At 68.2% G+C, this 18,063-nt stretch carries 11 protein-coding genes and 4 tRNA genes; 10 read left to right on the top strand and 5 right to left on the bottom strand.

Going from position 1 to position 18,063, the window contains the following annotated elements; genetic code table 11:
• Positions 1–55: 55 nt before the first annotated feature.
• The gene (locus V7S47_RS16915; RefSeq protein WP_170867169.1) at positions 56–472 is read right to left on the bottom strand and encodes a BLUF domain-containing protein; all 417 of its coding nucleotides are present in this window, start codon (positions 470–472) and stop codon (positions 56–58) included.
• A 194-nt stretch (positions 473–666) separates the two neighbouring features.
• Here V7S47_RS16915 and V7S47_RS16920 point away from each other — a divergent pair, with 194 nt between their 5' ends.
• The 3 genes from V7S47_RS16920 (at position 667) to V7S47_RS16930 (ending at position 4,292) form a co-directional block, all read left to right on the top strand.
• Complete coding sequence (locus V7S47_RS16920; RefSeq protein ID WP_336562670.1) at positions 667–2,724, top strand: hypothetical protein; 2,058 nt, start codon at positions 667–669, stop codon at positions 2,722–2,724.
• A gap of 20 nt (positions 2,725–2,744) precedes the next feature.
• On the top strand, positions 2,745–3,611 hold the full coding sequence (locus V7S47_RS16925; protein ID WP_336562671.1) for a hypothetical protein: 867 nt from the start codon (positions 2,745–2,747) through the stop codon (positions 3,609–3,611).
• Between the two features lie 540 nt (positions 3,612–4,151).
• On the top strand, positions 4,152–4,292 hold the full coding sequence (locus tag V7S47_RS16930; RefSeq protein ID WP_336562672.1) for a hypothetical protein: 141 nt from the start codon (positions 4,152–4,154) through the stop codon (positions 4,290–4,292).
• Between the two features lie 106 nt (positions 4,293–4,398).
• Here the strand turns inward: V7S47_RS16930 and V7S47_RS16935 are convergent.
• From V7S47_RS16935 to V7S47_RS16945, 3 genes are all read right to left on the bottom strand, one after another.
• Positions 4,399–4,473 (bottom strand) — tRNA-Val (locus V7S47_RS16935).
• Between the two features lies 1 nt (position 4,474).
• Positions 4,475–4,545: transfer RNA gene (locus tag V7S47_RS16940), tRNA-Cys, on the bottom strand.
• Positions 4,546–4,579: 34 nt separating this feature from the next.
• Positions 4,580–4,652: transfer RNA gene (locus V7S47_RS16945), tRNA-Gly, on the bottom strand.
• Positions 4,653–4,780: 128 nt separating this feature from the next.
• Here V7S47_RS16945 and V7S47_RS16950 point away from each other — a divergent pair.
• Positions 4,781–5,506: an aminotransferase class IV gene (locus V7S47_RS16950; protein WP_336562673.1), complete on the top strand. Its 726-nt coding sequence runs from the start codon at positions 4,781–4,783 to the stop codon at positions 5,504–5,506.
• Here the strand turns inward: V7S47_RS16950 and V7S47_RS16955 are convergent.
• Positions 5,492–5,881: an SsgA family sporulation/cell division regulator gene (locus V7S47_RS16955; protein WP_336562674.1), complete on the bottom strand. Its 390-nt coding sequence runs from the start codon at positions 5,879–5,881 to the stop codon at positions 5,492–5,494. The genes V7S47_RS16950 and V7S47_RS16955 overlap by 15 nt on opposite strands.
• Before the next feature lie 107 nt (positions 5,882–5,988).
• Between V7S47_RS16955 and V7S47_RS16960 the strand changes: the two genes are divergently transcribed.
• From V7S47_RS16960 to mobF, 6 genes are all read left to right on the top strand, one after another.
• Positions 5,989–6,060, top strand: a tRNA-Val gene (locus V7S47_RS16960).
• A gap of 1,168 nt (positions 6,061–7,228) precedes the next feature.
• Positions 7,229–8,689, top strand: coding sequence for a class I SAM-dependent DNA methyltransferase (locus V7S47_RS16965; RefSeq protein WP_336562675.1), 1,461 nt, complete (start codon positions 7,229–7,231; stop codon positions 8,687–8,689).
• Positions 8,686–9,849, top strand: a complete 1,164-nt coding sequence (locus V7S47_RS16970; RefSeq protein ID WP_336562676.1) for a restriction endonuclease subunit S — start codon at positions 8,686–8,688, stop codon at positions 9,847–9,849. Before V7S47_RS16965 ends, V7S47_RS16970 begins: the two co-directional genes overlap by 4 nt.
• 21 nt (positions 9,850–9,870) lie before the next feature.
• Positions 9,871–10,935 carry a hypothetical protein gene (locus V7S47_RS16975; RefSeq protein WP_336562677.1) on the top strand — a complete coding sequence of 355 codons (1,065 nt, stop codon included), beginning with the start codon at positions 9,871–9,873 and terminating at the stop codon, positions 10,933–10,935.
• A gap of 486 nt (positions 10,936–11,421) precedes the next feature.
• Positions 11,422–14,838, top strand: a complete 3,417-nt coding sequence (locus tag V7S47_RS16980; RefSeq protein WP_336562678.1) for a DEAD/DEAH box helicase family protein — start codon at positions 11,422–11,424, stop codon at positions 14,836–14,838.
• Between the two features lie 387 nt (positions 14,839–15,225).
• Positions 15,226–17,991 carry a MobF family relaxase gene (gene mobF, locus V7S47_RS16985; RefSeq protein ID WP_336562679.1) on the top strand — a complete coding sequence of 922 codons (2,766 nt, stop codon included), beginning with the start codon at positions 15,226–15,228 and terminating at the stop codon, positions 17,989–17,991.
• Positions 17,992–18,063: the final 72 nt, after the last annotated feature.

The raw sequence follows: 18,063 nt of genomic DNA on the forward strand, positions 1-18,063 counted from the left end.
ACGGTTCTCTCCCCGTGGGGCCCGAGCTGAGACCGCAGCACCCGCTCCAGGACCTTCAGAAGCGGTTGTGCTGCTTGAACACCCGCAGCATCGTCTCGACCTGGCGCTCGCCGACGTCGGGCCGGTCGGTCGGCAGCTGCAGGTAGTCGTTGAACCCGTCCAGCTCGGCCACGTCGACCCCGCTCAGGTCGGTGAAGCCCATCGACCAGTCCGGGAACGCCCGCTCGTCGATCGTGTCGCGGAGCACCTCGAGGATTCCCGAGTGGCGCCGGTCGGCCTTGATCGCGTCGTACGTCCTCAGGACGGTCTCGTCCGGACCCTCGAGGGTCTGGATGATGTTGCCGCCGCTGTAGAGCAGCATTCCGGTCAGGCCGCGCTCGACGTTGCGCGGGCGGATCGCCTCGAGCATCTCCACGAGCTGCGCCGACGACATCAGGTGGGTCGAGGAGCTCAGGTAGGTGAGGGAGAGCATGCGACATCGGTGCCCGGCCGACCCACCGGTCATTCGTCGGGAGCTCCGCTGACGACCGAGACCCTCCGCGAGCCCGTCGGGCCGGCGGCCCCGAAGGGGTGGGGTTCTTCGATTCGTCCGCGCGCCGGTCGACGGACGCCTAGGGTCGGCCGGGCTGCCCGGTCACCGGAGACACGGGCACGGAGCACCAGAGGGTGACGATGCAGCTCAGCAAGCTCGGTCAGGGACTGGCGATCAGCGCGGTCAGCGCACTCGCGATCACGGGACTCGCGGTGACGGCCCCGCCGGCCCTCGCCGCTGACGGACCCGGGGTGCGGCTGCTCAGCCAGTACGACGCGGTCGCGTCCACCCGGTCCGACGGGGCCGCCGACGGCACCATCGCGCTCACGGCCGAGAAGGTCGACCAGCAGGCCGCCGTGACGTTCGAGTACAACGCCGACCCCGCGGCCGGCGACCTCGACCCCGGGTGGGTCCAGGTCACCGGCACGGCGACGAGCGAGTCAGGCTACGAGACGCTGCTGTGGGCCCCGGCTCCCGAGCAGGTGGACAAGGTCATCGCGCTGCGCGCCGTGGCGACGACGGAGACCGCGGGCGGCCCGACGGTGACGTACTCGACCCGCAACTCCGTGGAGCTCAGCGGCCCCGGATCCGGGGTCAACAGCGTCGGCCTCCAGACCGGCTCCAGCAGCACGACCGACGCGAACTTCTTCGCGCCGCCGTACACCACGTCGACGCCGCTCCCGACGACGCTGCGCATTGACGGCACCACGTCGGCGAACGACGGAGCGGTCGAGCTGTCGGTGTGGCACTCGGCGGACGGCGCCTTCCGCGGTCAGATCGCGGCCGCCGTCGAGGCCACCCCGGTCAAGATCCCCGGGACCGGCAACCAGATCTTCCCGGGCGGCGAGTTCGACGGCGTCCTCGACATCACCGCGTTCGACGCCGAGGCCGGCGACACGCTGGCCGTGCGGGCCGAGCGTGACAGCGACGACGTCAAGCCCGTCGTCCTGAGGGCGCAGACCATCAGCCAGGTCTTCCTCGCGTCGGTGTTCTCGACCTCCTCGCAGGCCACGACGTTCACCCTGGCGGTCGGCGACCAGGACGAGGACCGGATCGCCGGCGCCGAGGTGCGCCGCAGCTCCGACGGCTCGCTGGTCGGCTACACCGATGCCGCCGGCGAGGTCACCGTCACCCAGCCGAACAGCTCGGCGGCCACCTACTACGCCAACAGCACCGACGTCGACGCCTTCGAGGAGGGGGTCGACGTCGTCTCGGCGCCGGTCGAGACCCCGGCGTACGAGCCGGTCGCGACCAGCACGCGGGCGGTGCTCGCCGACGGTCCCGTCTTCGACGTCCGGGAGTACGCCGCCGGGGACATCGCGCTCCAGGTCCTCGACCAGGAGGGCAGCCCGATGGCGGCCGCCGAGGAGTTGGAGTACCGCCTGTTCCGGACCGGTCAGGAGCCGCCGGCCCTTGCCCAGGGCAGCACGGACGCGAACGGCAGGCTCGTCGTACCGTTCGACCCGAGCGGCACCGACGGTGAGTACACCCTCGCCTTCACCACCCCGGCCAGCGCGGGCGGCCAGCCCGTCGAGCCGGTGACCTTCGTGGCCGGTGACGCCGTGCTCGGCCTCACGCCCGTGAAGGGCCGGGCCGCCTCCGGCGCCGAGATCAGGTACGCCGGCACCCTGTCCGTCGAGGGCGAGCCGCTGGCCCGCCGCACGGTCGACCTCGGCTACACACGCGGGACCGAGCTCGTCCCCGGCGCGCAGGCCGACGCCGCGCTGCTCCTCGACGGCGCGCGCAGGCTCTCCGGTGCGGTGACGACCGACACCGACGGCACCTTCGCCGTGACCGTCGACGACCTCGCGGAGCGCGGCCGGCCCACCGAGACCGGCGGCCAGCTGCGCGTCGCCGCTCGTGGCCTCGCGGACAGGGTCGACGCGACCGCCGATTTCGGCTCGGGCAAGGGCACCGCAAAGCTCCGGCTCGCCGGGTCGGGCAACGGCGCCCGGGCCGACCGGCTGCGCATCAGCGGCCCGCCGTCGGTGGCGGGCGAGCGGGTCCGGGTCTTCGCCCGGTCCAGCGGCGGGAGCTGGCGCCCGGTCAAGACCCTCCGGCTCAACGACGACGGCGACACCTCGCTGAGCGTCCGCGACCGCAACGGCAGCCAGGTGACCCGCTACTACGTGAAGCTGCTCTCCAGCCTGCGCGTGACGGCCTCGAAGTCGAACGCGCGCCGGCTCCGGTGAGCACCGCCCGGGTTGATCCGATGCCCGGGACCGAGCTGGACGAGTGGCGCGCGTCCCGGGCGGCGTCCGGCACACCCCTGCCGGAGCCGTCCGGGCCGACCGAGCTCGAGGCCGTCACGCTGACGGTCGACGAGGTCCGCGTCGGCGGTGCCCTGCTCGAGTACGCCGACGAGGCAGGTCGGCGTCGCTGCGCGGTCCGGGTCCTGCAGACGACCCTCCTCCGCGACGCCCCTGGACCGTGGGCGGCGGCGATCGCCGCCCTCGAGGCGCACGTGCGCGCCCGGGGCGTCACCACGCTGACGACCGCGGTCGCGCCCGAGCTGGCGAGCGTGTTTGGCGCCGCCGGCTTCCGGGCGACGATGACGACCGTGGGCAAGCGGCTCGACCCCGCCTCCGCGGTCGAGCTACAGGAGGACCGGCGGGTCGCCGTACGCCCGATGGACGACGACGAGCGGGCGGTGTTCGTCGCGGACGTGGCCGAGCAGCTGCGGGCCGGGATGGCGCGCGCTGGTGTCGTCGATCGAGAGAGCTCGCGCCTGGGCGAGATGGAGGCCCGCCTGGTCCGGTTGAGCGACGTGCCGCCGCCCCCGGGCGAGCTGCTGATCACCGGCACCGTCGACGGGGTCGCCGTGGGACGGGCCTGGGCGACGCTGGTCGAGCGCGACGGCGCGTTGGACTTCTACGGCAACACCCTCGACCTGTTCCCCGAGCACCGCGGCCAGCGGCTGACGCCGTCGTTCCTCGGAGCGCTGCGGCGGCACGTGCACGAACTGGGGGTCCGCGACGTGCACCTGCGGGTGTACGGCCACGATGCCGGCGCCCGTCGTACCTTCCTCGACGAAGGAGCGGGCGTCCGGGACGTGCACCTGCGCAAGGACCTGACCTAGCTTCTTCGTGACCGGCGGAGCCTCGGCCCGGTCCGAGCTGGGCGGGGCGGACTCCCCGCCCACCCGGACTCGTCGGTCGTCCGTCAGGCGGCGCCCGTAGCGACGCCCTCGACGACGTAGGTGGTCCCAGGGGCCCAACGGCTGACGAGCTCTCGCACGCGGGCGGCCCGACCCTCGCTCTCGACCGCCACGTGAAGCATGGAGAGGCGATTGGCGGGCGACGGCGACGGGCCCTCGATCGCGAACCCGTCTCGCGTCAGCAGGTGCCGCAGGAGAAGGCCTTCGCCGTGCGGAGTGCGGAGAACGAGCCGGTCGCTTCCCAGAGTGCTGTGCGTCACCCGTGCTCGTATACCCCGGTCCGACGACCGCGACACTGATCGCCGCCTGCGTCGCGCGCCACTCGCGGATCGCTTCTGACCCCGGCATGCGAGAGCGCGCCCGCTTCGGCAGGGGGAGGCCGACGCGGGCGCTCTCGTGTTCATGAGGATCCGCGCCGCTGGGTAGGGATCGGCGATGAACTCGAATGCAGCCTGGACCGGCATGAGTATCGGCGTCGCGATCGGTGTCGCCTGGTGGCTGCTGTTGGACAACGTCGCCTTCATGGGGGCGGGCGTCGCGCTCGGAGTGGCCATCGGTGCGGGTATCGATCAGAAGAGGGACCGCGACGAGCACGACTCATGAGTACCGACGCGGGGACGACCGAGTCGTGACGATGACTCGGACCGCTGTGGTCCACATGCAAAAGGCTCCTGATCTGCGTCTTCGCAGCTCAGGAGCCTTCGATCTCTGGTGGGCGATACTGGGTTTGAACCAGTGACCTCTTCCGTGTCAAGGAAGCGCGCTACCACTGCGCCAATCGCCCGAGGTGGAGACGGGATTTGAACCCGTGTAGACGGATTTGCAGTCCGTTGCCTCGCCTCTCGGCCACTCCACCGTTAGGAGGTCAAACCAAGAGAGAGACCTCTCCGAGCGGACAACGAGACTCGAACTCGCGACCTCAACCTTGGCAAGGTTGCGCTCTACCAACTGAGCTATGTCCGCTTGCTCCCTGGGCCGTGGCCCTGAGTGCGTGAGAACAGTAGCCCACGCTCTGGGGCGTGCCAAATCCGGGTTACGGATGTGTTGCCACCGGCCGAAGGGAGGGCGTCCTGACTCCTAGAGTGACGGGTGTGAACAGGCAGGTCGCGGCGGGCGACGGGGTCTTCGAGGCGGTCAAGGTCGTCGGGGGACGGCCGTTCGCGCTCGACCTTCACCTGCAGCGGCTGGCCCGCGGGGCGGCCGCGGTGGGCCTCCCGCTCGACGCGGACGCCGTACGACGCCAGGTCGCCGCGGCCCTCGCCGCCGAGCACCTCGAACGGGGGCGGCTGCGGATCACCTGCACCGGGGCCGGCGAGACGGCGGTGACCGCGGCAGCGATGGGGGAGCAGGCCGCCACGACGACGGTCGTGACTGCGCCGTGGCCGCGCAACCAGCGGAGCACGCTGGCCGGGCTCAAGGCCACGGCGTACGCCGACAACGTCCTCGCGCTCGCCCACGCCCGCGAGCGCGGCGCGGGGGAGGCGGTGCTGGCCGACCTGGCCGGCCACCTCTGCGAGGGCACCACCGCCAACGTGTTCTACGTCGTCGACGGCGAGCTCCGCACCCCCTCGCTCGCGACCGGCTGCCTCCCGGGCGTGACCCGGGCCCTGGTCCTCGAGTGGTACGGCGCCCGCGAGCTCGACGAGCCGCTCGACCACGTGCGCGAGCGGGCCAGCGAGGTCTTCCTCGCCGGCACGGTCCGCGACATTCAGGGCGTGAGCCGCTGGGACGACCGCGAGCTGCCCGCGCCCGCCCCGGTCACCCGCGAGGTGAGGCGGGTCTGGGCGGCGCGGGAGCCGGAGCTACTCGGCCTCTGAGGCGAGCAGGGCCACCAGCAGCTCGTCGGCGTCGATCCGCTCCTCGCCCAGCGGGACCAGATGGAGGGTCCGAGCCAGGAAGACGTCCAGATCGGTCCGGGAGAGCAGTGCCACCAGGCTGCCCGCGGGGGAGCGGAACCGGAGCTCGATCATCCCCGCCGCCACGGGCCGCGCCCGGACGTCCCCGTCCCCGGCCACCACCTCCAGGCCCTCGACGAGCAGCTCGCGGTCGACCAGCCAGGCGACGTCGTCGTGGGGACTGTGGAAGACGACCCGCACGGCGTAGGGGTCGAGCTCGGCGTAGGCCAGCGTGGCGGCGAGCGTCGTACGACGGCCGGACGGGGTCGCGCAGCGCAACAGCACGTCGTGGCTCACAGAGACAGCGGAGGTCATGATCCCTGTGACGCACGGGAGCGCCGATCGGTTCGCCCCCGTTTGGGAGCGCCGGGCCGGGATGGGCTAGAGTTCCCGCCGCACCACAGGGGCGATTGGCGCAGTGGTAGCGCGCTTCGTTCACACCGAAGAGGTCACTGGTTCGAACCCAGTATCGCCCACCCCGTTTCCGCAGGTCAGAGGCATGTTTCTCAAATCGAATCCCTGACGGGGAACATTCAGGGAACATTGAAGTGTCGCTGTGCACGCTGACATGGCCGGGGTCGACTTTGTCGTACTGGAGGCGCTGATGATCCGACGGCAGGTTGGTCGGGTGTCGGAGGCGACCTGGTCGAAAGTGCAGGCAACGACCTTGACGATCGCAAGTACTCAGGCATACGCCTTGCGACAGCTCCGACGCGCTCGCGACGAATCTCGAGCGCGACACTGACGTGGTCGCCGACGCTGCGAAGCGGGCAGAGATCACGGACGAGGAGTGGCTGGCCGTCTTGGCCAAGTGCTTCCAGTTGCATGACGCCGTCGCGGTGCTCGAGCTGGACCGAGTGCTTGACGCAGCCCCCGACGAGCTCGACCGTCATCGGTTGGCCCTCCATACCGCCAGGCAGAACCGGACCAATCTCATCGTCGACAGCACTGAGCAGCTGACGGCACGCATGGACGCCGCAGCCGGCATGGCGACCACCAACGGCAAGGTGCTCCTCCACCCGCGTACCTCGCGCAGGATCGTTACATCGAGCAACGCTGTTGCGCTGTCGGTCCAAGACCTGTACGACCCGTCTCGCGGTCGAGCAGGGCCGAGACGTTGTCGAGGCCAGACGATGGACGGAGGCTGCCGCGGATGTGCGATCTCAGGCGCTCGAGAAGGGCGCTGGCGGAGTGAAGTCGGCCATGCGTGTTGGAGTGAACGGCGCCGACTGGGCCCGAGCCGCTGGTGGCAACCTGCGCAGCCGGGCAGCACAGCTTCGGACGCGCCGGGGTAAAGACAGCGACCCGAGCAGTTCCTGACCTGCCAATTGGTCATGAGTTGCACCTGATGGCCACAGTGTCCCGGGCCAGGGCAACCGTCCGTGTCGGATATGAACTCCGAGCGTCGTACGGCCCGACGCCCAGAGGTCTCTAGAAGTGACCCCATGTGGGACGTGGGTTCGATTTACCTCTTCCACCGTCGGAGGTCTTCGCAGAATTCAGCGCAGATCTTCGCCGAATTGCCGGTCGCGCTGGTCACGCCACCGAGAGCCAGCCCTCTTGAACGAGAGCCGCTCCGACACCAGTCGGGGCGGCTCTCGTGCTGCGTCTGCAGGGCTCCGAGACGCCGCCTAGAGTTCCGGTGTGATCACCGGGGAGCTCAAGAGCAAGATCGACAACATCTGGAACGCGTTCTGGTCCGGCGGCATCGCGAACCCGCTCGAGGTGATCGAGCAGATCACCTACCTCCTCTTCCTTCGACGCCTCGACGACCTTCAGACGCTGGCAGAGAAGAAGGCCAACCGGACCGGCCAGCCAATCGAGAGCCCGCTCTTCCAGCCGGGGCAGGCCGACCTGCGGTGGTCGAGGTTCAAGGACCTCGAGCCCGGGGTCATGCACCAGGTCGTAGGGGAGGGCGTCTTCCCGTTCCTGCGCAGGCTCGGCGGTGACGGCTCGACCTACTCGGCGCACATGAAGGACGCTCGCTACACCATCCCGACACCGGCTCTGTTGTCGAAGGTCGTTGATCTGCTGGATGACCTGCCGATCAACAACCGCGACACCAGTGGCGATTTGTACGAGTACATGCTTAGCAGGATCGCGACCGCTGGCACTAACGGCCAGTTCCGGACGCCGCGCCACATCATCGACCTCATGGTGGCGATGACCTCCCCGCAACCCACCGACGAGATCTGCGACCCAGCCGCGGGCACGTCGGGGTTCTTGGTCTCGGCGGCTCAGTACGTCCGCGAGCATCACCCCTCCGTGATGACCGACGCGGTCCAGCGTCAGCACTTCCACCACAGCATGTTCCACGGCTACGACTTCGACTCCACCATGTTGCGCATCGGCAGCATGAACATGCTTCTCCATGGAGTCGAGCAGCCGGACATCCGCTACCGCGACTCGCTCTCCGAGGGGGCGTCGGGGGAGGAGGGGACCTACTCCCTGATCCTCGCGAACCCGCCGTTCGCCGGCAGCCTCGACTATGAGTCCACCTCCAAGGACCTCCAGCGGGTCGTCAAGACCAAGAAGACGGAACTCTTGTTCCTCGCACTCTTCCTCCGGCTGCTCAAGCCGGGTGGTCGCGCGGCCGTCATCGTTCCGGACGGGGTGCTTTTCGGGTCTTCAACGGCACACAAGGCGTTGCGGCGCATCCTCGTCGAGGACCAGAAGCTCGACGCCGTCGTCAAGCTCCCATCTGGCGTCTTCAGGCCGTATGCCGGGGTCTCCACCGCGATCCTGTTCTTCACCAAGACCAACTCCGGCGGCACCGACCACGTCTGGTTCTACGACGTCCAGGCAGACGGCTTCAGTCTGGACGACAAGCGCAACCCGATCGAAGCTAACAACCTCCCCGACGTGCTTGCGCGCTGGGCGAAGCGTGATGGCGACGAACGGGACCGAGCCCGGACCGAACAGAGCTTCTGCGTGCACAAGGCCGACATCGCCACCCAGGGGTACGACCTGTCCCTAAACCGGTACAAGGAGGTCGTCCACAACGAGATCGAACACCGGGCGCCCCTCGACATCATCGCCGACCTCGAAAAGATTGACGCCGAGATCCAGCAGGGCATCGCTGACCTAAGGGCCATGCTCTCGTGAATGTTGCGACGCTGGGAGAGGTTACGGATCTCATCACAGACGGCACTCACGCGTCGCCGTTGAGAACCCCGACCGGAGTCCCAGTTCTGAGCGCCCAAAATGTCAAAGGCGGCCGGCTGCTGACGCAGACGAATCGCTTCACGTCTGAGGCCGAGTTGTCCGCTTTCGAGAAGCGTGTGACGCCGCAAAAAGGTGACGTATTGCTGACGATTGTGGGGACAATTGGTCGAGCAGCGATACTCGATGAACGGCCGTCGGCGGTTTTCCAGCGAAGCGTTGCGGTCATCAGGCCTAGCGCGACCCGCCTGGACGGGCGTTACCTGCTCCATGTCACTCAGTCCCGTGACTTTCAAGAGCAGATGCGGCGATCGACCAATCAGTCGTCGCAGGCGGGGATCTACCTCGCCAAGCTCAGGGCACTCACGCTGCCCCTCCCACCCCTCGACCAGCAGCGCCGCATCGCCGCGATCCTGGACCAGGCCGACGCCCTACGCGCCAAGCGCCGCCAATGCCTCGCCCACCTTGACTCTCTTACTAGGTCGATCGCATCGGAGGCACTAAGCCCCGTGCTCGCCGAGTCTTCTGATGCCGTGCTCGGTGACATTGCGGACGTTCTCACAGGGTTCGCCTTCCCAAGCGCGAGGTTCGTCGCTGAAGGCGTTCGCCTATGCCGCGGCGCCAACGTTCTTCCCGGACGCCTCGACTGGAGTGATCTCCGGTGCTGGTCTAGCGACGAAGTCAGAGGGCTTGACCGGTTCGCTTTGTCGGAGGGGGACATCGTGCTCGCACTCGACCGCCCATGGATCACGGAAGGTCAGAAGATGGCTCGCGTCTCCAAAGTTGATCTGCCATCGCTCCTGGTTCAACGCGTCGCACGCATCCGGGCATCCTCTGAGGAGTTCCAAGGACTGATCTGGGCCGCGCTCTCTAGCCCAAGCTTCCAACGCCATTGCCGGCCGACTGAGACAACGATCCCGCACATTTCGCCAGTCGAGCTGCGCAACTATCCCATCCATGTTCCTTCTCCCCCTGCCCTTTCTCGCCTTCACGCAACGACCTCGGCGCTTGAGACTCAGCGTTCCGCAGCGACGCGGGAACTGGCCGAGATGGAAGAGCTCTTCGCCTCCCTCCAGTCCCGTGCTTTCAAAGGAGAACTGTGACCGATGCCCGTTGAGATGAGGATGTGGCGCATCGACGGCGACGAGCCGAAGCCGTTGACGACCTCGGTGCTCCCCGCAGAGAAGGACTTGCACGAGTTCCTCAAGCGCGACCCTTCGCTGCTGGGGGAGCGCCTGCTTGTCATCGGCAGCGAAGTGATCACGCCGTACGGGTCACGTCTCGACCTGTTGGCGATCGACGCCGAGGGCAATCTCAACTTGCTGGAGCTCAAGCGCGACAAGACTCCACGAGAGGTCGTTGCCCAGGTGCTCGATTACGGCTCGTGGGCCTCGACTCTGTCCCGCGACGACATCATCGACATGGCCACTAAGCATCTCGACCAGCCGTTCGAGGCCGCCTTCGAGGACGTCTTCGGAAGCGCGCCGCCCGACGAGCTGAACGGCGACCTCAGCCTCACCATCGTGGCTGCCGAACTCGACGCCAGCTCCGAGCGGATCGTCAACTACCTTCGTGACTTCGGTGTGCCAGTCAACGCGGTCTTCTTCTCCTACCTCGAGGACGACGGCCGTCGCTACCTGGCCCGCTCCTGGCTGACCGCGTCGGACGATGAGACACCGACCGCGACCACGGGAAGCAAGAAGAGCAAGCGCGCCGCGTGGAACGGCCAGGACTGGTACGTCTCCTTCGGCGGCGGCGACCGCGTATGGAATGACGCGTGCCAGTACGGCTTCGTCTCAGGGGGCGGCGGGAAGATGTGGTCGCAGGACATGCGCTCCTTGCCGAAGGACGCGCGCATCTGGGTCAACGTGCCGCCGATGCGCTATGTGGCGGTAGGGCGGGTATTGACTCCCGCCTCGCGTTTCGAGGACGCCCAGGTTCGGGTGGCCGGCGACTGGGCGCCGCTGGATACCCAACCGTTGGAAGGCACCTACTCGGGTGACCCGGCGACCGATGATGACAACGCCGAGTGGGTCGTGGCGGTCGAGTGGCTCGATGCTCGGCCCCTTGAGGCTGGGTTCTGGGAGAAAGGCATGTTCGCCAGCCAGCACAGCGCGTGCAAGCTCCGCCAGGAGTTCACCCTCGAGCAACTCGCTGAACACTTCGACCTCGACAGCGACCAGGGATGAAGCGGGTCCGATCGTCTCAGGCCCCATGCGTCAAAGGGGTCGGTCCTCATCCAGCGTCCAAACCTCTCTCCGCGTCCGCATGCACTGGGGTGGGCCGGCCCACCGGCTACTTCGTCGGCGCGAACGAACTGTCCTGGAAGCGACCGGTCCGGGAGTCGTTCTCCGGGTGCGTTTCGCCGGCTCGGTGCCGGGTGCAGGTGGAGTTCGATTTCATGACCTGGCCCGATCAAGGGCGTCGGGCAGCGCCGTACCTGGACGACCTGATCAAGTCCACTGTGGGGGCCCTGAGGGGGTGCTTGCGAGCGGTCGGACATCGATGCCCGGGCGGAGGCTGACGACGTACGCGTCGATCGGATCGGCGTCCAAGCGTCAGGCCGGGAGGGCGAGCAGCGGGGTGCGTGGATCGTGGTCTTAGATCTGCCAGATGTCCCCGCTTCAACCGCTGCTGACGTGCATGATGGGCCTCGACTCATGCGGGGGAGAGCCGTGACCAGCAACTTCGACTTTGTCAGGGCCGAGTGGCCGCATGTCCATCAGGACTGCGTGCGCGCAGAGGGGTACCTCGCCTCGGACCCCCGCACGGCGTGCATCTACGCGCGGCGTGCTGCTGAGCAGCTGGTCGGGCTGATCTACGACGTGGATAGCCTGCCGGGGCCGTACAAGAACGATCTGGCCGCTCGGATCAACCAGGCAGAGTTCCGCAACCGGGTCGGTGTGGGGATCGGGCAGAAGCTCAACCTAATCCGTAGCTTGGGCAACAAGGCTGTGCACGACACCCAGCCGATCCCGGCGAAGGCAGCGGTCGACGTCCTGAGGGAGCTTCACCACATCGTGTTGTGGACTGCCTTCCGCTACTCCACGGATCCCGCCTCCGTCCCCACCGGCGCAGTGTTCGACCCGTCGGTGGCGGGCAAGAACGCTCCGCTGAGCCGCGCCGACGTCGTCAAGCTCGCAGAGAAGTTCAAGGCTCAGGACGACGCGCACACCAAGGCGCTGGCTGAGCGCGACGACCTTGCCGCGGCCAAGGACGCCGAGATCGAGAAGCTGCGTACGCAGATCAAGGCGGCTCAGGCCGCGAACGCGTTGCCGGACACGCGCGACTACTCCGAGGCCAAGACCCGCGAGCTGATCATCGACGAACTGCTCCGCGAGGAGGGGTGGCTCCTCACCGACGACCGGGACCGCGAGTTCGAGGTCATCGGCATGCCGAACGACAAGAACACCGGGTACGTCGACTACGTGCTCTGGGGCGCAGACGGTCTTCCACTGGCTGTAGTCGAGGCCAAGCGCACCACGGTCGAGCCGGCCGTCGGCCAGCAGCAGGCCAAGCTCTACGCCGATTGCCTCGAGCAGATGACCGGCCGACGCCCGGTGATCTTCTACACCAACGGCTACCAGACCTGGCTCTGGGACGACGCCAGCGGCTATCCACCCCGCAAGGTCGAGGGCTTCTTCACCGCCGCCGAGCTCGAGCTCATGGTGGGACGCCGCACCGTTCGACTGCCACTGGCCACCGCGACGATCACCAAGGAGATCGTCGGGCGGCACTACCAACAGCGCGCCATCCGCGCCGTCGGGGACGCGTTCACCGCCAAGCAGCGCGATGCTCTGCTAGTGATGGCCACCGGGTCGGGAAAGACCCGCGTCACCATCGCGCTGGTCGACCAGCTCATGCGAGCCGGCTGGGTGAAGCGAGTGCTTTTCCTAGCCGACCGCACCGCCTTGGTCCGTCAAGCGGCCAATGCGTTCAAGACCCATCTCCCCAACGTCACGACCGTCAACCTGGTCACCGAGAAGAACAACGACGGCCGCGTCTACGTCTCGACCTACCCCACGATGCTCAACCTCATCAACGACATCGACAGCGGCCGACGCCTGTTCGGACCCGGCTACTTCGACCTCGTCGTGATCGATGAGGCCCACCGGTCGGTCTACCAGAAGTACGGCGCGATCTTCTCCTGGTTCGACTCGCTCCTGGTGGGCCTGACCGCGACGCCGAAGGACGAGGTCGACCGCAACACCTACGGCCTGTTCAACCTCGAGGACGGCGTCCCCACCGACGCCTACAGCCTCGACGAGGCCGTAGCCGAGGGCAACCTCGTGCCCCCGGTCGGGGTGTCCATGTCCACCAAGTTCCTACGCCAGGGCATCCGCTACGACGAGCTCTCCGAGGAGGAGAAGGACGACTGGGACTCCTACGAGTGGAGCGAAGACGGTGAGATCCCCGACGCCATCACCGCCGAAGAGCTGAACCGGTTCCTCTTCAACGCCGACACCGTGGACAAGGTCCTGGCGGCCGTAATGAAGGACGGCCACAAGGTCGCCGGAGGCGACCGCCTGGGCAAGACCATCATCTTCGCCAAGAACCAGAAGCACGCCGAGTTCATCGAGCAGCGCTTCAACCTCGCCTACCCCCACCACGGCGGCGCCTTCGCCCGAGTGATCACCCACTCCGTCACCTACGCCCAGTCCCTGATCGACGACTTCTCGATCAAGGACAACGCGCCGCACATCGCGATCTCGGTCGACATGCTCGACACCGGCATCGACGTCCCTGAGGTCGTCAACCTCGTCTTCTTCAAAGCCGTCCGGTCCAAGAGCAAGTTCTGGCAGATGATCGGTCGCGGCACCCGCCTGTGCCCCGACCTGTACGGGCCTGGTGAGGACAAGAAGAACTTCTACGTCTTCGACGTCTGCGGCAACCTGGAGTACTTCAGCCAAGACCTCCCCGAAGTCGGCGGCTCGGTGCAGAAGTCCCTTGCCGAGCGCCTCTTCGAGGCCCGCCTCGGCCTGGTCGCGGCCCTCGACCACACCCCCGGTGACACCGAGGACGATCCGGAGGTAGGGGAGGGCGAGACGTCGGAGCGCGGGCTACGCGTCGACATCGCCTGGTCGCTCCACGAGGTGGTCGCCGGCATGAACGTCGACAACTTCTTGGTCCGCCCAGCTCGGGAGTGGGTCGCGACCTACGCGGAGTGGCCCTCGTGGAAGCGCCTCGACACCGACAAGGCCGGCGACATCGCCCGCCACCTAGCCGGGCTGCCCTCCGCACACCGCGACGAGGACGAGGACGCAAAGCGCTTCGACCTAATCCTCCTGCGTCTCCAACTCGCTCGACTGGAGAGCGACGCCCTCACGTACGAACGCCTGCGCAAGCAGGTCCAAGACATCAGCTCGGCCCTGCTCGGCCAGACCACCATCCCGTCGGTCAAGGCTCAGGAACAGCTCCTCGACGAACTCGCGGGCGACGAGTGGTGGGTCGATGCGACCCTGCCGATGCTCGAGCTGGCTCGACGGCGAGTCCGGGGCTTGGTGCGGTTCGTCGACTCGACCAAGCGGGCCATCATCTACTCCAACTTCGAGGATGAGCTCGGCGACTCCAGCATCGTCGACCTCCCGGGGGTCGTGCCCGGCACCAATTGGGAACGTTTCCGCGCCAAGGCACGGGCCTACCTGCGCGATCACGAGGACCACCTCGCGTTGCAGCGGCTGCGCCGCAACCTCCAGCTCACCGAGGATGACCTCACCTCCTTAGAAGCGATGCTGCTGGAGTCCGGTGCGGGCACCGAGACCGACATCGCCATGGCCCGCGAGGAAGCTCACGGTCTTGGCCTTTTCGTCCGGTCCCTAGTAGGGCTGGACCGTGAAGCCGCGACCGCTGCGTTCGACCGCTACCTCTCCGAGACCTCGTTCTCGACCAACCAACTTCGCTTCATCCAGTTGATCGTGGAGCACCTGACCGCCAACGGGATGATGGAGGTGGCGCGGCTCTACGAGTCGCCGTTCACCGACCATGCCCCACACGGTCCGGACACGCTCTTCACTGACGATCAGGTCGACGACATCGTGGCCATTCTCGACGACGTCAGAACGCACGCCCTGCCCGACGTCACCGTCGCCTAAGACCCACAGCCCAGCCCCGAGGGCACCCCGTCGCGTGTGGGGTCTGTTGAGACTCTTGTCTGCCCCGGCACGCGACAGGGAGCTCGCGCGCACACAATCGACAGGTACCGGCGTGCCGCAGACGCATGCGCTCATCGTCGGGAACAGTGCTTCAGTCGCAAGAGAACGCACAGCGTCTCGACCACGACATCTCAGAAATTGGCCGGACACCACACCGTCAGTGACGAGCGATGACGGACCCGAGGCGTCAAGCTCCTGAAGGCATTTAAGCCTCTAGGAACTCTGCGGCACGCATGCTACCAAGGTCCGTAGATCACAAGCTCGGCCCGTTCCCCCTGGGACGGGCCGAGCGCCATTTCGAGGCTAAGTGACGACCAGTGACGGGCGGTGAGTGACGGAGTGCACGGCGGGGTGAAGTTCTACCGCGGCGTCGCTGCGGCCGCACGCTCCTACGTCGAGGCTGACCGGTCACGCGTCGACGACTACTACCTGGCAGAGGGCACCGGACTCGCCACCCACTACGTCGCTACACCGACTGCCGACGCCGGCGCCGAGGTTGCGGGAACACTCGACGGCGACAGCTACGAACGATGGGTCGCCGGCTACGACGTCGCCACCGGCGCTGCGAAGGGCCGGCTCCGCACCGACGAGCACGGACTCCGGTTCGTCGAGGTCGTAGTCAACGGGCCGAAGACGTGGTCGCTCGCCGCAGCCATCCACCCCGCGATCGCCGACGCGTACGACGCCGCCCAGGAACGCGCCGCCGGCGAGATCATCAGCTGGGTCGCCGACCACGCCACGACGCGCATCGGCCCGCGCGGACGACAGGTGCAGGTGCCGGTCGAGCGGATCGAGGCAACCGTCGTACGACACCACACCTCCCGGGCCGGCGACCCACACCGCCACCTCCACCTGCAGATCAACGCGCGCGTGTTCGCCCACGGCGCATGGCGCGGACTGCACTCAGTCGGCGTCGTCGACAGCATCGAGGCGATCAACGGGATCGGGCATGCCGCCGTGGCCTGTGACCCCGAGTTTCGGCGCGCCCTCGCCGCGCACGGCTACACCCTCGACGCCAGCTCCGGCGAGATCACCGAGCTCGCGCCGTACGCCGGCAGGTTCAGCGCCCGCGCCGCGCAGATCAACCGCAACGTCGACAAGTACGAAGCCGCGTGGCGCGCGGACCACCCCGGCCACGATCCGGGACCACGCCAGCGACAGGCATGGGATCGCCGAGCATGGGCGGAGGCGCGTCCCGACAAGGTCGTGCCGTTATCCGGCGCCGACCTCGCGCAGCGGTGGGTCGACGAGCTGCGCGGCCTCGGCTTCGATCCACCGACGCCACCCACCGACCTGGTCGCGGACATCCCGGCCGCGACACCGATCGCGTGCATCAATCGCGACGCCGTGGCCGAGCTCGCGCTGGCGCGGCTCGGAGCTCGACGCTCCAGCTGGAACGCCGCCGACCTCCGTGGCGAGTGCGAGCGGATCGTCGCCGATGTCGGGGTGATCGTCGACGGCGTCGTACGACGCGAGCTGGGGGAGGACCTCACCGCTCGCGCGGTCGCCGCGTCGCGTCCGCTCCTGCAGCGCGACGACGTACCCGACCACGTCCGCGCGCTCACCTCGCGTGAGGTCCTCGCAGTCGAGTCCGACATCGTCGCCCGCCTGGTCGCCCGCTCCGAGGACCCCGGGACACCAGCCCAGATCGGATCCGCCATCGCCCGGCGACAGCTCGACCAAGGCCAACGAGCAGTCGTCGGCGCACTCCTCGGCACAGGTCGACTCGTCGTCGTCGAGGGCGCGGCCGGCACCGGCAAGACCACCACCCTCGCGGCGGCCAGCGAGGGTCTCGACAGCGAAGGGCACCGACTGGTCGTGGTCACCCCGACCCTCAAGGCCGCGCAGGTCGCGGGGGAGCAGGTCGGGTGCGACGCCTTCTCAGCCGCCTGGCTCGTGCACCAGCACGGCTTTCGTTGGGACGACGACGGACGCTGGCACCGTCTCGACCCCGACGACCACCCGAGCCCGAACGCACTCGCGCGGCTCGTCCCGGGTGACGTCCTGCTCGTCGACGAAGCCGGCATGCTCGACCAGGACGTCATGTGCGCACTGCTCACCGTCGCCGACGACTCCGGCGCCCGCGTCGCCCTCGTCGGCGACCGACACCAGCTGCCCGCCGTCGGCCGCGGCGGTGCCTTCGACCTCGCCATCCGTTGGACCGCCGACGAAGCCTGCGTCGAGCTCGACACCGTCCACCGCTTCGTCGACGACACCTACGCCGACCTCACCCTCCAGATGCGCACCGGCGAACGCAGCGGCGACGTCTTCGACACTCTCGTCAACCGCGGCGAGATCGTCATCCACCCGACCGACGTCGAGTGCCTCGCGGCCGTCACACAGGCAGCCGCCGGCGACCTCCGCGCGGCTCCCTTGCTCATCGCCGACACCCGCGAGCAGGTGGGTCTGCTCAACGCCGCCATCCGCGACCTACGGCTCGCCGACGAGGGCGCGGTCGAGTCAGCCGAAGCGGCGACCCTGACAACGTCCGCCGGCGAACAACTCAGCGAATGGGACCGCGTCGCCACCCGCCGCAACGACCGCGACCTGGGCGTCGCCAACCGCGACACCTGGACCGTCGCAGCCGTGGGCGACGACGGCTCCCTCCTCGTCCGCGGCCGGTGCGGCGAGCGGAGGCTGCCCGCCGAGTACGCCCGACGCCACGTCGAGCTCGCCTTCGCCACCACCGTGCACGGCGCCCAGGGCGACACCGTCGACCACGCGCACCTGCTCATCGGCGAGACCACGGGCGCCGCGTCGGCGTACGTCGGCATGACCCGCGGCCGCCACAGCAACACCGCCCACATCGTTGCCGAATCCGCCGCCGACGCCCGCGCCCAATGGATCAACGTCTTCAACCGCGACCGCGCCGACCTCGGACCCGCCCACGCGGCCACCCGCGCCGCCGACGACATTGACCGCTACGGACCCCGAGCAGCAGTCCAGGCCGCCGCCTTCCGGCAACACCGCGACGAGTCCGACAACCGCACGCGCCGGCCGTGGTATCCCGCTCACCACCCCGCTCACCACCCCGCTCACCACCCCGCTCACCACACGGAGCGCCCCGGCAGCGAACCCGGGATCGGCTTCTGAAAAGCCTGGGAGCGGCATCTGTCCAGAATCAATTCAAACTTTCGGGGGTACGCGCCCTGACCTGCACAAACA

This window comes from Nocardioides sp. CCNWLW216 (assembly GCF_037120545.1).
Classification (GTDB): Bacteria; Actinomycetota; Actinomycetes; order Propionibacteriales; family Nocardioidaceae; genus Nocardioides; species Nocardioides lianchengensis.

Excerpts from the sequence above, each read along its gene's own strand:
- V7S47_RS16925 (WP_336562671.1), top strand. The coding sequence starts at position 2,745 with ATGCCCGGGACCGAGCTGGACGAGTGGCGCGCGTCCCGGGCGGCGTCC.
- V7S47_RS16975 (WP_336562677.1), top strand. The coding sequence starts at position 9,871 with ATGTGGCGCATCGACGGCGACGAGCCGAAGCCGTTGACGACCTCGGTG.
- V7S47_RS16930 (WP_336562672.1), top strand. The coding sequence starts at position 4,152 with ATGAGTATCGGCGTCGCGATCGGTGTCGCCTGGTGGCTGCTGTTGGAC.
- V7S47_RS16915 (WP_170867169.1), bottom strand. The coding sequence starts at position 472 with ATGCTCTCCCTCACCTACCTGAGCTCCTCGACCCACCTGATGTCGTCG.